Source organism: Collinsella sp. TM06-3 (genome assembly GCF_003436395.1).
In the GTDB taxonomy this organism is placed as follows: domain Bacteria; phylum Actinomycetota; class Coriobacteriia; order Coriobacteriales; family Coriobacteriaceae; genus Collinsella.
Genome location: NZ_QSPG01000002.1, coordinates 64,331 through 75,832 on the forward strand (window position 1 = coordinate 64,331; position 11,502 = coordinate 75,832).

General features: G+C 62.1%; 12 protein-coding genes. 11 read left to right on the forward strand and 1 reads right to left on the reverse strand.

Annotated features, from left to right (window positions below):
* Positions 1 to 79 precede the first annotated feature (79 nt).
* Positions 80 to 856: a biotin--[acetyl-CoA-carboxylase] ligase gene (locus DXD56_RS01355; protein WP_117639569.1), complete on the reverse strand. Its 777-nt coding sequence runs from the start codon at positions 854 to 856 to the stop codon at positions 80 to 82.
* Between the two features lie 176 nt (positions 857 to 1,032).
* Between DXD56_RS01355 and DXD56_RS01360 the strand changes: the two genes are divergently transcribed.
* Genes DXD56_RS01360 through DXD56_RS01410 form a run of 11 tightly spaced genes read left to right on the forward strand, consistent with a single transcriptional unit; the run spans position 1,033 to position 11,465 of the window.
* Positions 1,033 to 1,992, forward strand: a complete 960-nt coding sequence (locus tag DXD56_RS01360; RefSeq protein WP_117639571.1) for a 3-oxoacyl-ACP synthase III family protein — start codon at positions 1,033 to 1,035, stop codon at positions 1,990 to 1,992.
* Between the two features lie 52 nt (positions 1,993 to 2,044).
* On the forward strand, positions 2,045 to 2,281 hold the full coding sequence (locus tag DXD56_RS01365; RefSeq protein WP_117639573.1) for an acyl carrier protein: 237 nt from the start codon (positions 2,045 to 2,047) through the stop codon (positions 2,279 to 2,281).
* A 2-nt stretch (positions 2,282 to 2,283) separates the two neighbouring features.
* Positions 2,284 to 3,228, forward strand: a complete 945-nt coding sequence (fabK, locus tag DXD56_RS01370; protein WP_117639575.1) for an enoyl-[acyl-carrier-protein] reductase FabK — start codon at positions 2,284 to 2,286, stop codon at positions 3,226 to 3,228.
* Complete coding sequence (locus DXD56_RS01375) at positions 3,216 to 4,142, forward strand: ACP S-malonyltransferase (RefSeq protein ID WP_117639576.1); 927 nt, start codon at positions 3,216 to 3,218, stop codon at positions 4,140 to 4,142. Before fabK ends, DXD56_RS01375 begins: the two co-directional genes overlap by 13 nt.
* A 30-nt stretch (positions 4,143 to 4,172) precedes the next feature.
* Positions 4,173 to 4,946 carry a 3-oxoacyl-[acyl-carrier-protein] reductase gene (fabG, locus tag DXD56_RS01380; protein WP_117639578.1) on the forward strand — a complete coding sequence of 258 codons (774 nt, stop codon included), beginning with the start codon at positions 4,173 to 4,175 and terminating at the stop codon, positions 4,944 to 4,946.
* Positions 4,947 to 4,985: 39 nt separating this feature from the next.
* Positions 4,986 to 6,233 (forward strand): beta-ketoacyl-ACP synthase II, encoded by a 1,248-nt coding sequence (gene fabF, locus DXD56_RS01385; RefSeq protein ID WP_117639580.1) that lies wholly within the window; start codon positions 4,986 to 4,988, stop codon positions 6,231 to 6,233.
* Between the two features lie 3 nt (positions 6,234 to 6,236).
* Positions 6,237 to 6,713: an acetyl-CoA carboxylase biotin carboxyl carrier protein gene (accB, locus tag DXD56_RS01390; protein WP_117639582.1), complete on the forward strand. Its 477-nt coding sequence runs from the start codon at positions 6,237 to 6,239 to the stop codon at positions 6,711 to 6,713.
* A gap of 9 nt (positions 6,714 to 6,722) precedes the next feature.
* Positions 6,723 to 7,145: a 3-hydroxyacyl-ACP dehydratase FabZ gene (gene fabZ / locus DXD56_RS01395; protein ID WP_099432064.1), complete on the forward strand. Its 423-nt coding sequence runs from the start codon at positions 6,723 to 6,725 to the stop codon at positions 7,143 to 7,145.
* Positions 7,146 to 7,155: 10 nt separating this feature from the next.
* Positions 7,156 to 8,499, forward strand: a complete 1,344-nt coding sequence (locus DXD56_RS01400) for an acetyl/propionyl/methylcrotonyl-CoA carboxylase subunit alpha (protein WP_117639584.1) — start codon at positions 7,156 to 7,158, stop codon at positions 8,497 to 8,499.
* Positions 8,486 to 10,210: an acetyl-CoA carboxylase, carboxyltransferase subunit beta gene (accD, locus tag DXD56_RS01405; protein WP_117639587.1), complete on the forward strand. Its 1,725-nt coding sequence runs from the start codon at positions 8,486 to 8,488 to the stop codon at positions 10,208 to 10,210. Before DXD56_RS01400 ends, accD begins: the two co-directional genes overlap by 14 nt.
* Positions 10,211 to 10,250: 40 nt before the next feature.
* Positions 10,251 to 11,465: a PTS fructose transporter subunit IIB gene (locus DXD56_RS01410; protein ID WP_117639589.1), complete on the forward strand. Its 1,215-nt coding sequence runs from the start codon at positions 10,251 to 10,253 to the stop codon at positions 11,463 to 11,465.
* Positions 11,466 to 11,502 lie beyond the last annotated feature (37 nt).

Genomic DNA, 11,502 nt, shown 5'->3' on the forward strand with positions numbered 1-11,502 from the left:
TTACGGTAGCGGGGCTCTTTTGTTTTGAATGATGGTTTGGACTGCCGGGTATTGCTGCCGAGTAGGTGGCTGCGGCGCCCTATTCGCTCAAGGGGCGCAGCGATGCCTCCTCAAAATGGAAGGATCGCACGCCGCCTTCCGTTTCGATACACGCGCGACCAAAGGCATCGACGGTTTTAAAGATGCCGCGTGCCAGCTCGTCACCGGCAGGGGAACGGGCGATAACGTGCTCCCCAATCCAATTGAGGTGAGCGACATATTCGCCGTGGACGGGCGCGAGTGGTCCGGCGTTATCTTCCATGGCGTTGAGACGCTCTGCCCACGCGTTCACAGCGTTTACGACGGTGTGATAGACCTCCTTGAGTAACACATCGACGGCGGGAACGTTCTCGTTGAGATCCGAGAGACCGATTGCCGGCAGGCCGCCATCGGGAACCTCCGAGGGCACATAGTTCACATTGACGCCAATGCCGCAGACGGCGAAAGGTTTGCCGTCGTTATCGCGTGCGGCCTCGACCAGAATGCCGCCGAGCTTGCGCCCTCGCGCGACCAGATCGTTGGGCCATTTGAGGTCAATCTCGTTTGCAAGGCCCTGCATTTCGAGCGCCTCGAGCACCGCTAGGCCGCTGACGGCGGCAAGACCAGAGTACTTTGCAGGATTAACGCATGGGCGCAGAACAATCGAAAGCAATAGGTTGCCGGCGGTTGAATCCCACTTGTGGCCGCGCCGGCCGCGTCCTGCTGTCTGAGCCCGGGCGGCAAGTCCTGTGCCGTGCGGCGCTCCCTGTTTTCCTGCTTCGAGCAGGTCATCGTTGGTCGATCCGGTTACGTCGACCACCGTTAAACGAGAATCCATAACAGCTGCTACCTCCTAAGGTAATAAGGCAATCGCGTAATGGTGTCGAGAGATAGACACAATGTGAAGCCTTTGTCGCATTTGAACAATTTAATGTTAACACGTCAACAACGACTGAAATGCGTTATCCTCTCTTGGTCGATGTAAACACGTCAACAACTCAAAGGAGGTTAGTGATGGGTTTCACGATTCTTGGAACAGGCTCGGCGCTTCCTAAGCGCAGTGTTTCCAATGACGAGCTGTCTGAGTTCCTCGATACCTCGGATGAGTGGATTTTTACCCGCACAGGTATCAAGAGCCGCCACGTCTGCTCCACCGAGTCACTTGACGACCTCGCCGTAGCGGCGAGCGAGCGGGCACTCCAGGTGTCCGGAATCGACGCGAGCCAGCTGGATCTGATCGTCTGCTCGACGACAACGGGTGACCACCTTGTTCCCGCCGAGGCATGTGCCGTTGCCGTGCGTCTGGGCGCGACGTGCCCTGCCTTCGATGTCTCGGCGGCCTGCGCCGGCTTCGTATTTGCGCTCGATGTCGCCGAGGGCTATATCGCCCGAGGACGAGCCAAGCATGTGCTTGTCGTTGCTGCCGAGCAGATGACGCGCGCGCTTGACTGGACAGATCGCGCCACGTGCGTGCTCTTTGGTGACGGCGCGGGTGCTGCAGTGATAGAAGCTGGGGGAGACAGCCCCCTTGCCGTCGAGCTTTCGACGGCGCCCGACGTCGAGACGTTGCGCGTTCCCGGTCTGATCGGCACCTCGCCGTTTAAGGACTCCGCTGATAGTGAGAGCGTGCTGTCCATGAATGGCCGCCGCGTGTTCAAGTTCGGCGTCAACGCCATCTGCGACACGGTCCATAAGCTTGCGATCGATGCGGGCATTTCGGTCGAAGACATCGATCATTTTGTATTCCATCAGGCTAACGAACGAATCCTGAGTCAGGCGGTCAAGCGCCTCGGCGTGCCAGACGAGCGCGTGGTTCGAACGCTGCGCGAGACCGGCAACATTTCGAGCGCCTGCATTCCCTTTGCGCTTGACCGGCTGGCACGTACCGACGCACTGACTGCGGGCGACACCGTCGCCCTCGTTGGATTTGGCGCCGGTTTGGATATAGGTGGCTATTTACTTCGCTGGAAGTAGTCGCACATAGGAAATAAAAACGCCCCTAGGGCACAAACAAAGGAGAACTACCATGGCAGATCAGAAGACCTTCGAGCGCGTTTGCGACGTTATCCGCGAGACCGCTGGCCTTGACGACGTCGAGATGAAGCCCGAGTCCACGCTCGAGGAGATTGGCCTCGACAGCCTGGGCACCGTCGAGATCCTCGTCGCCGTCGAGGACGAGTTTGGCATTGAGCTCGATACCGAGGAGAACCCCAAGACGGTCGGCGAGTTCGCCGATACGGTCGAGGCGGCATTGGAGAAGTAGAGATGCTCAAGACTCCTCTCTGCGAGCTGCTCGGCATCGAAAAGCCCGTGTTCCAGGGCGGCATGGCCTGGATTGCCGATGCCTCGCTGGCATCGGCCGTGTCCGAGGCCGGCGGGTTGGGAATCATCGCGGCCATGAATGCCGACGCCAACTGGCTGCGCGATCAGATTCACGTGCTGCGCACCAAGACGGATAAGCCCTTTGGTGTGAACGTCATGCTTATGAGCCCGTTTGCCGACCAGGTCGCGCAGGTTGTGATTGACGAGCAGGTGCCGGTCGTCGTGACGGGTGCCGGCAATCCCACCAAGTACATGAAGGCATGGAACGACGCCGGCATCAAGGTCATCCCGGTCGTTGCCTCGGTGGCACTGGCGCGTCTCGTGGCGCGTCGCGGGGCCACCGCCGTGGTTGCCGAAGGCACCGAATCGGGTGGACATATTGGCGAGACATCGACGATGGCGCTCGTTCCGCAGGTTGTCGACGCGGTCAATGTCCCCGTTGTGGCAGCTGGCGGTATCGCCGACGGTCGCGGCGTGGCAGCGGCCTTTATGCTTGGCGCCGCTGGCGTCCAGGTGGGAACACGTTTTCTCGTTGCCGATGAGTGTACCGTCTCCGAACAATACAAAGAGCTGGTGCTCAAGGCGGGAGACACCTCGACGCGCGCGACCGGCCGTTCGATGGGACATCCGGTGCGTGCGCTCAAGAACCCCTTTACCAATGCCTACGCCAAAAGTGAGGCGGCGGGCGCAAGTGCCGAGGAGCTCGGGGCCATGGGTACGGGCGCCCTTCGCAAGGCCGCCAAGGACGGCAATTACGAAGAGGGTTCGTTTTTGTGTGGGCAGATTGCCGGCATGGTCAACGAGCGCCAAAGCGCACGTGAAATCGTTGACGACCTGGTCGATGGTGCCGAGCGCGTTCTGAAGGGTGCGTCCACATGGGTAGCGTAGCGTTTCTGTTTGCCGGCCAGGGCGCCCAGCACCCCGCGATGGGCGTTGACCTCATCGAAGCATCGCCGGCGGCTGCCGAGGTGTTCGCCATTGCCGACGAGGTGCGCCCGGGGACCAGCGAGCAGTGCCGGAGCGCCTCCAAGGAGGAGCTCTCGCAGACCGAGAACACGCAGCCGTGCGTGTTCGTTCACGACCTGGCAGCGGCTACCGCCCTGCGTGAGCGCGGCGTGGTGCCTGCCGCCTGTGCGGGTTTTTCGCTTGGCGAGGTCGCCGCGCTCACCTTTGCGGGGGCATTCGATACGCGAGCGGGTTTTGAGCTCGTGTGTGAGCGCGCGGCATTGATGGCAGCGGCTGCCGAGCGCCATCCGGGCGGCATGCGCGCCGTCATCAAGCTCGATGCAGCGCAAGTCGAGAACCTGGCTGCGCAAGCCGGCGAGGACTGCTGGCCGGTCAACTACAACAGCCCGCAGCAGACGGTTGTGGCCGGAGCGCCCGAGGCGCTGCAGGAGCTCGACGTCCTGGTAAAAGAGGCTGGCGGCCGCGCTATGAAAGTCGCGGTGTCGGGTGCATTCCATAGCCCCTATATGGCCGAGGCGACTTGTGGCCTTGCTGCATATATCGAGGCCGGTCACACGCCGTCCCCGTTGCTCATTCCTGTTATGGCAAATATGACGGCGGCGCCCTACCCGGCGGACCCGCGAGCAGCATCGGATGTCTTGGCCAACCAGGTGAGCCATGCCGTGCGCTGGGTCGAAACGCTGCATGCTCTGCAGGATCAAGGCATCGACACGTTTATTGAGGTTGGCCCTGGCAAAACGCTGTCGGGCCTGGTCAAGCGTACGCTGAGCGACGTTCGCGTGTATTCGTGCGAAACGGCCGAGCAGGTCGCAGCTATTGCCGACGAGCTCGCATAGTCCACAGGGCTATAACCCGAAAGGAATGACATGGGCAACTTGAACAACGGCACGCTCGAGCGCAACGACTTACGTCGCGTGGCACTGGTTACGGGCGGCTCGCGCGGTATCGGCCGCGCCTGCGCTGTCGGTCTGGCGGAGGACGGCTTTGATATCGCCGTCGTCTATGCCGGTAGCGTCGATGCGGCGCGCGAGACGTGCGAATCCTGCGAGGCCGCTGGCGCCACGGCGCGCGCGTATCAATGCGATGTGGCCGACCCCGATGCCGTCAACGCCTGCGTGGAAGCGATTCTCAATGACTTTGGCTCCATTTGGGCGCTCGTCAACAACGCCGGCATCACGCGCGACGGCCTGCTCATGCGTATGGGCGACGATGCCTTCGACCGCGTGCTCGATGTCAATCTCAAGGGCACGTTCAATACGACGCGCGCGCTCACCAAGACCTTTATGCGCCAGCGCGGCGGTTGCGTCGTCAACATGAGCTCGGTTGTGGGCCTGATGGGCAATGCCGGGCAGGCCAACTACGCTGCCTCCAAGGCGGGCGTTATCGGCCTGACTAAGGCGGTAGCGCGCGAGCTTGCGCCCCGCGGCGTACGAGTGAACGCGGTCGCCCCCGGGTTTGTCGAGACAGATATGACGGCAAAACTCTCAGAGAAGGTTCGCGCGGCAACCGAGGAGCAGATTCCCCTAAAGCGCATGGCGCGCCCCGAGGAAGTGGCCGGCGTGGTGCGCTTTTTGGCGAGCGATGCGGCCGCTTACATTACGGGCGAAGTCATACGCGTCGACGGCGGAATGGCGATATAGAAAGCAAGCCGGTTAAGCGGCTTGGATGAGGAGACCATGATGGAACAGAGAGTTGCAATCACCGGCATCGGTGCCGTATCGCCGCTCGGCAATACCGCGCTTGCCACCTGGGCGGCCATGTGCGCCGGCACGTGCGGTATCGGCCCGATCACGCACTTCGATACCGATGCGTTCGCCGTTAAAGTGGCGGCCGAGGTCAAGGGCTTTGACGGCAACGAGTACTTTGGCAAGCATGACGCCAAGCATCTCGACCCCTGTGTTCAGTTTGCGATGGCGGCGTCGGACGAGGCCATGCACGATGCGGGCCTCGATGTTGAGGGCGCGGTCGATCGCGATCGCCTGGGTGTCTATGTGGGCTCGGGCGTGGGCGGCATGCAGACGCTTGTCGACAACGTTCACACGATTGCCGATCGCGGGCCTCGTCGCGCATCGCCCTACATGATTGCGATGATGATTCCCAACATGGCTTCGGGCAACATTGCGATTCGCCATAAGGCAAAAGGCCCGACCCTGCCCGTGGTGACCGCGTGCGCGACTTCTGCCCATGCGGTGGGCGAGGCGTTCCGCGCCATCAAGCACGGCTATGCCGATGCAATCCTGGCCGGCGGCGCCGAGGCCGCCATTATCCCCGATGCCGTTGCGGGCTTTACGTCCTGCCGCGCATTGACCACCAACCCCGATCCCGCGACGGCCTGCCGCCCGTTCGATGCAGACCGCGACGGTTTTGTGATGGGCGAGGGCGCCTGCGTGCTCGTGCTCGAGGGTATGGAGCACGCACAGGCCCGCGGTGCGCACATTTACGCAGAGGTCGTGGGCTACGGCAACACCGATGACGCCTACCACATCACGAGTCCCGACCCGGACGCGGCAGGTATCGCCCGTGCGATATCGCTGGCGGTGGCCGAGGGCGACGTTAAGCCTTCTGAGGGCCTCTACATCAACGCTCACGGCACCTCGACCAAACTCAACGATTCGTCCGAGACGGCGGGCATCAAACGAGCGCTCGGCGAGGACGCGGCGCGCGCCGCACATGTCTCGTCGACCAAGTCGATGACCGGCCACATGATCGGTGCCACGGGCGCCATCGAGGTCATGGCCTGTGCCATGGCGCTCGAGCAGGGTGTGGTGCCGCCGACCATTAACTACCACACGCCCGATCCCGCCTGCGATCTTGACTACACGCCCAATCGCGCGGTTCGCGCCGACCTTACCTGGGCGCTTTCGACCAATCTGGGCTTTGGCGGACACAATGCCGCCATCGCGCTGCGTAGATATGCAAGGAGCTAGAGCATGGATTCCAAAAGACTTGCCGAGATAGCCGATGTGATGGAGGACCGCGGCCTTACGCGCGTGCGCGTGGAGGAGCCCGATGGCACCGCGGTCGAGCTCGAGCGCGCGAGTGCAGCGCAGCCGGTTGCCGTGCCCATGCCTATGCCGAGTGCCGTGACTGCTCCGGCGGTGGCTCCTGTCGCCGTGCCTGCCGCCGCACCGGAGCCCGCCGCGCAGGCGCCTGCCGCCGCACCGGAGCCCAAGGGCACCGAGGTGACCGCTCCCATGGTCGGCGTTTTCTATGCTGCCCCGGCGCCGGGCGACGAGCCGTTTGTGCACGTGGGCTCCAAGGTCAAGGCCGGCGAGACCCTCTGCATCATCGAGGCCATGAAGGTTCTCAACGAGGTGACGGCAGAGGCGGATGGCGAGGTGCTCGAGATCTGCGTGGCCGACGGCGACCTCGTGGAGTTCGGCAGCTGCCTCATGAGGATCGGATAGGTGATATCCATGAACAAAGAAGAGCTCAAGAAGCTGTTACCGCATCGCGAGCCGATGCTTTTGCTCGACGAGGCCGAGCTGGTGGGCGACGAGGCCCACGGCAAGATCACGATCACGGGCGACGAGTACTTTTTGCAGGGGCATTTTCCGGGAAACCCGGTGGTCCCCGGCGTGATCCAATGCGAGATGCTCGCCCAGAACTGCTGCGTGCTGCTGATGGGCGATGAGGAGGCGCGCGGCGCGACGCCGTTCTACACGAGTCTGGACAAGGTGCGCTTTAAGCGTCCGGTGCGCCCGGGCGACACGGTGGACCTGGTGTGCTCCATCACGCGAGCGCGCGGGCCGTTCCGCTTTGCGACGGGTACTGCGAGCGTCAACGGTGAGGTTTGCTGCCGCGCCGATATGTCCTTTGCACTCATGCACGAAAGTTAAGGAAGTCTTCATGTTCGACAAAGTGCTCATCGCCAACCGCGGCGAAGTCGCGGTCCGTGTTATCCGCGCGTGCCGCGATATGGGCATCAAGACCGTCGCCGTCTACTCCACGGCCGATGCGGACGCGCTGCACGTGCAACTTGCCGACGAGGCGTATTGTATCGGCGGCCCGCGTCTTGCCGAGAGCTACCTCAACGACGATGCCGTGCTCACCTGTGCCGTAAAGTCGGGAGCTAAGGCAATTCATCCCGGCTATGGCTTTTTCTCCGAGAAGGCGAGCTTCGTGCGCGACTGCGACAAGTATGGCCTGGCGTTTGTCGGCCCCTCGGCCGAGGTGATCGACAACATGGGCGACAAGGACGCCGCACGTCGAACGGCTGCCGCGGCGGGCGTGCCCATCGTGCCGGGCTGCGATTTGCTCAAAAGCCCCGAGGAGGCAACGGCCGAGGCCGAGCGCATCGGCTGCCCCATGCTTATTAAGGCGCGTGCAGGCGGTGGCGGTCGCGGCATTCGTAAGGTCGAGCGCGTGGAAGATGCGGCAAAGGCGTTCATTGAGGCGCGTGCCGAGGGAGAGGCCGTTTTTGGCGATGGCGAGTGCTACATGGAGAAGTTCGTCGCGCCGGCGCACCACGTTGAGGTGCAGATTATGGCCGATAAGCAGGGCCATGTGTTTTCGCTCGGCGAGCGCGAGTGCTCGGTGCAGCGCCGCAACCAAAAGCTGATCGAGGAGAGCCCCGCGCCGTGCCTCGACGGACACGACGACATTCGTGCCCGTATGCACAAGGCCGCGCGCGACCTGGCTCGTGCCGTCGGCTACGAAGGAGCCGGTACCATCGAGTTCCTGTATTCGGACGACGGCAATTTCTACTTTATGGAAATGAACACGCGCTTGCAGGTGGAGCATCCGGTTACGGAGTTTGTGACCGATACCGACTTGGTCAAGTGGCAGCTGCGCGTGGCGGCCGGCCAGCTTCTGCCCTTTGAGCAGGAGGACGTTCCGGTCCGCAACCACGCCATGGAGTGCCGCATCAATGCCGAAACGCCGGACTTTCTGCCGTCATGCGGAACGGTCACCGCGTTGCGTGTGCCGGGTGGTCCGCGCGTGCGCTGGGATTCCGCCATGTTTACCGGTGCGAACGTTCCGCCGTACTACGACTCCATGCTCGGCAAGCTCATCGTGTGTGCGCCCACGCGCGACGGCGCCATTCGCAAGATGCGCTCGGCCCTGGGCGAGCTCGTGATTGAGGGCGTGAGCGAAAACAGCGAGCTTCAGCTCGACGTGCTGGCAAACGATGAGTTCTTGTCGGGCATGTATCACACCGATCTGATGGGGCATCTCTATGCTGATGAATAGAAAAGCGAAGACGGTCAATGTCCTTGAGGGGCCAATAACCGAGTCGTGCGCCGAGTTTCCCGCGCGCCACGTGTTTATCAAGTGCCCGGAGTGCCGCCGTGTGATCGATGAGGCACGTCTACACGACAACCTCGAGGTCTGCCCTCGTTGCGGCAAACACTTTCGCGTGAGCGGTCGCGCGCGCATGCGCATGACGGTCGACGAGGGCACGTTTGAGGAATGGGATGCCAATCTGGCGTCGGAGGACTTCCTTTCGTTTCCCGGCTATGCCGATAAGCTCAAGGGCGCGCTCGAGCGTTCGGGCGAGCGCGATGCCGTTGTGTGCGGCAGGGGCAAAATCTGCGGTTGCGATACGGCACTCTTCTTTATGGACGCCAACTTTATGATGGGCTCGATGGGCTCCGTGGTGGGCGAGAAGATCTGTCGCGCATTTGAGCGTGCGACCGAGCTGGGATTGCCAGTTGTCGGCTTTACCGTTTCGGGCGGTGCACGCATGCAAGAGGGCGTGACATCGCTTATGCAGATGGCCAAGATTTCCGCGGCGGTTAGGCGCCACAGCGAGGCGGGCGGCCTGTATATCACGGTACTCACCGACCCCACGACCGGAGGCGTAACCGCGAGCTTTGCCATGGAGGGCGACATTATCCTGGCCGAGCCCGATGCCCTGACGGCATTTGCCGGCCCGCGCGTGATCGAGCAGAACATGCACAAGCGCCTGCCCAAGGGATTCCAGCGCTCCGAGTTTTTGCTGGAGCACGGCTTTTGCGATGCCGTTGTTCCGCGTGGCGAGATTGCGCTCACAGTGGGAGAGCTGCTGGCGCTGCACGAAGGACACGCGCCCGGTCTGGGGGCACCGCACGAGATCGTGCATACGGGTCGCCGCGGCAAAAAGCTGGGACACTTGTTTAAGCGCTCGACGGCACCAAAAACCGCGCTCGAGATTGTCAAGCAGACCCGCTCGGCAGATCGCGCCACGGCGGGTGAGATGATCTCACTGGGCCTGGATGGATTTGTGGAGCTGCACGGCGACCGTTACTTTGGAGACGACGCCGCTGTGGTGGCCGGTATTGGCTGGAAAAACGGACGCCCCGTAACGGTCATCGCCATCGAGCGCGGCACCACGACCAAAGAGCGTATGCGCCGCAACTTTGGCATGGCGCATCCCGAGGGCTATCGCAAAGCGCGTCGCCTGATGCGCCAGGCCGAAAAGTTTGGTCGACCGGTTCTGTGCCTGGTCGATACTTCGGGTGCGTTTTGCGGCATCGGTGCCGAGGAGCGCGGCCAGGGCGAGGCGATTGCCCAGAATCTCATGGAGATGAGCGGCCTTAAGACGCCGATTGTCTCGGTGGTGACAGGCGAGGGCGGCTCTGGTGGCGCGCTGGCGCTGTCCGTGGCCGACCGCATCCTGATGCTCTCGAGCTCGGCCTATTCGGTCGTGAGCCCCGAGGCCTGTGCGTCGATCCTGTGGAAAGATACCGAGCGTGCGAATGAGGCCGCCGAGGCGCTTAAGCTCACGGCCCCCGATCTGTTGGCGCTCGGCATCATCGACGGCATTGTCGACGATAGGGGCCTGTCACATGAGGAGATCGCCGGTGCCGTCATGTCCTCGGCATTTGATGCCTTCGATACGCTTGGGCGGCTCGACGACGCGACCCTCACAAACCTCCGCTACGAAAAGTACCGCGCAATCGGTCAGTACCGCACGATGTGACAAAGGGACAGTCCGCATGTCACATTGGGAAAGGCGTTCCATGTCACAAGTTTCTAACACCTCTTTTACAACGACGGTCTCATCAAACGCCATGGCCGTGGTGGACTATCTGTCCAAAAGCATGATGTCGGCGCTGCCGTTTATTGTCTGCGCGGCGTTGTTTCGCACCGTCGCCGTCATTATGGGCGAAGGCATGCTGGGTCTGTGGTCTGCAGATTCCGATATCTATCGCCTGCTCTACAGTTGGCTCTATAACGCCGGCTACTACTTTTTGCCCATTTATCTTGGTTGGGCGGCCGCCCGCCAGCTCGGTTGCTCGGAGCAGCTGGGCATGATGCTGGGCGGCGTATTGATTGCGCCCGATCTGCTTAAGCTTGTCGATGTCGCATCGACGACGGCGGCATCGATGACTTCCGTGTATGGTCTGTTTCCCGCGCCGGTCAACGATTACACGACGACTGTTATTCCGGTTCTCATCTCGGTGCCCGTGCTATGGCGAGTGGAGTGTTTCTTTCAGCGCGTTATCCCTCAGGCCGTGGCGTTTTCGTTCGTTCCGTTTGCGACCATGCTCGTTATGGTTCCGGTTTCGCTGTGTATTACGGCGCCGGCGGGCAGCTATCTGGGCATGCTGTTGGGCCAACTTATGTTTATGCTTGGCAATTCCGGTGGCATCGTGTCGCTGCTCACGCTCATGGGGCTTGCCGCGGGTTGGGAGTTTCTTAAGATTGCGGGCGTCAGCAACGTTGTCCTATCGCTTGCGTACGCGCAGTTTATGAGCGTGGGAACGGATTCGTGCATTCTCATTGCCGCGACAATGGCGACGTTCGCCGTTTGGGGCATGCCCTTTGGTGCGTCGCTCCGCGTTGCGGATAAGGATGAGAAGGCGCTCATGCTGGGCTATTCAATCTCGGGCGTGCTTGGCGGCGTAAGCGAGCCGGCGCTGTACGGCTGCGGCTTTAAATATGGCAGGTGCCTGACGTGCATGGCCATTGGCGGCGCCGTCGGAGGCCTTGTTGCAGCCGTGGGCCACGTTACGGCTTATACCATCGGCATGACGAATGTCCTCATGGTCATTGGCTTTGCCACGGGCGGTATTTCGAACCTGCTGTGGTGCTGCGTTGCCGGCGGCACGGCATTTGCGGCGTCTGCGGCGCTGAGCTACTGCTTTGGCGTGGTGCCGACGAAGGGGCGAGCGACGGGGGACGGAGCCGATTCACCCGAAACCTCGAAGAGCGTGGCCGAAGTAAGCGCGTAAACCTGTGCGACACAAGGACGATTCCTTTGCCATATTC

Bases quoted from the DNA above. Each gene is read 5' to 3' on its own strand.
- DXD56_RS01355 (WP_117639569.1), bottom strand. From the start codon at position 856: ATGGATTCTCGTTTAACGGTGGTCGACGTAACCGGATCGACCAACGAT.
- DXD56_RS01360 (WP_117639571.1), top strand. From the start codon at position 1,033: ATGGGTTTCACGATTCTTGGAACAGGCTCGGCGCTTCCTAAGCGCAGT.
- DXD56_RS01365 (WP_117639573.1), top strand. From the start codon at position 2,045: ATGGCAGATCAGAAGACCTTCGAGCGCGTTTGCGACGTTATCCGCGAG.
- fabK (WP_117639575.1), top strand. From the start codon at position 2,284: ATGCTCAAGACTCCTCTCTGCGAGCTGCTCGGCATCGAAAAGCCCGTG.
- DXD56_RS01375 (WP_117639576.1), top strand. From the start codon at position 3,216: ATGGGTAGCGTAGCGTTTCTGTTTGCCGGCCAGGGCGCCCAGCACCCC.
- fabG (WP_117639578.1), top strand. From the start codon at position 4,173: ATGGGCAACTTGAACAACGGCACGCTCGAGCGCAACGACTTACGTCGC.
- fabF (WP_117639580.1), top strand. From the start codon at position 4,986: ATGGAACAGAGAGTTGCAATCACCGGCATCGGTGCCGTATCGCCGCTC.
- accB (WP_117639582.1), top strand. From the start codon at position 6,237: ATGGATTCCAAAAGACTTGCCGAGATAGCCGATGTGATGGAGGACCGC.
- fabZ (WP_099432064.1), top strand. From the start codon at position 6,723: ATGAACAAAGAAGAGCTCAAGAAGCTGTTACCGCATCGCGAGCCGATG.
- DXD56_RS01400 (WP_117639584.1), top strand. From the start codon at position 7,156: ATGTTCGACAAAGTGCTCATCGCCAACCGCGGCGAAGTCGCGGTCCGT.
- accD (WP_117639587.1), top strand. From the start codon at position 8,486: ATGCTGATGAATAGAAAAGCGAAGACGGTCAATGTCCTTGAGGGGCCA.
- DXD56_RS01410 (WP_117639589.1), top strand. From the start codon at position 10,251: ATGTCACAAGTTTCTAACACCTCTTTTACAACGACGGTCTCATCAAAC.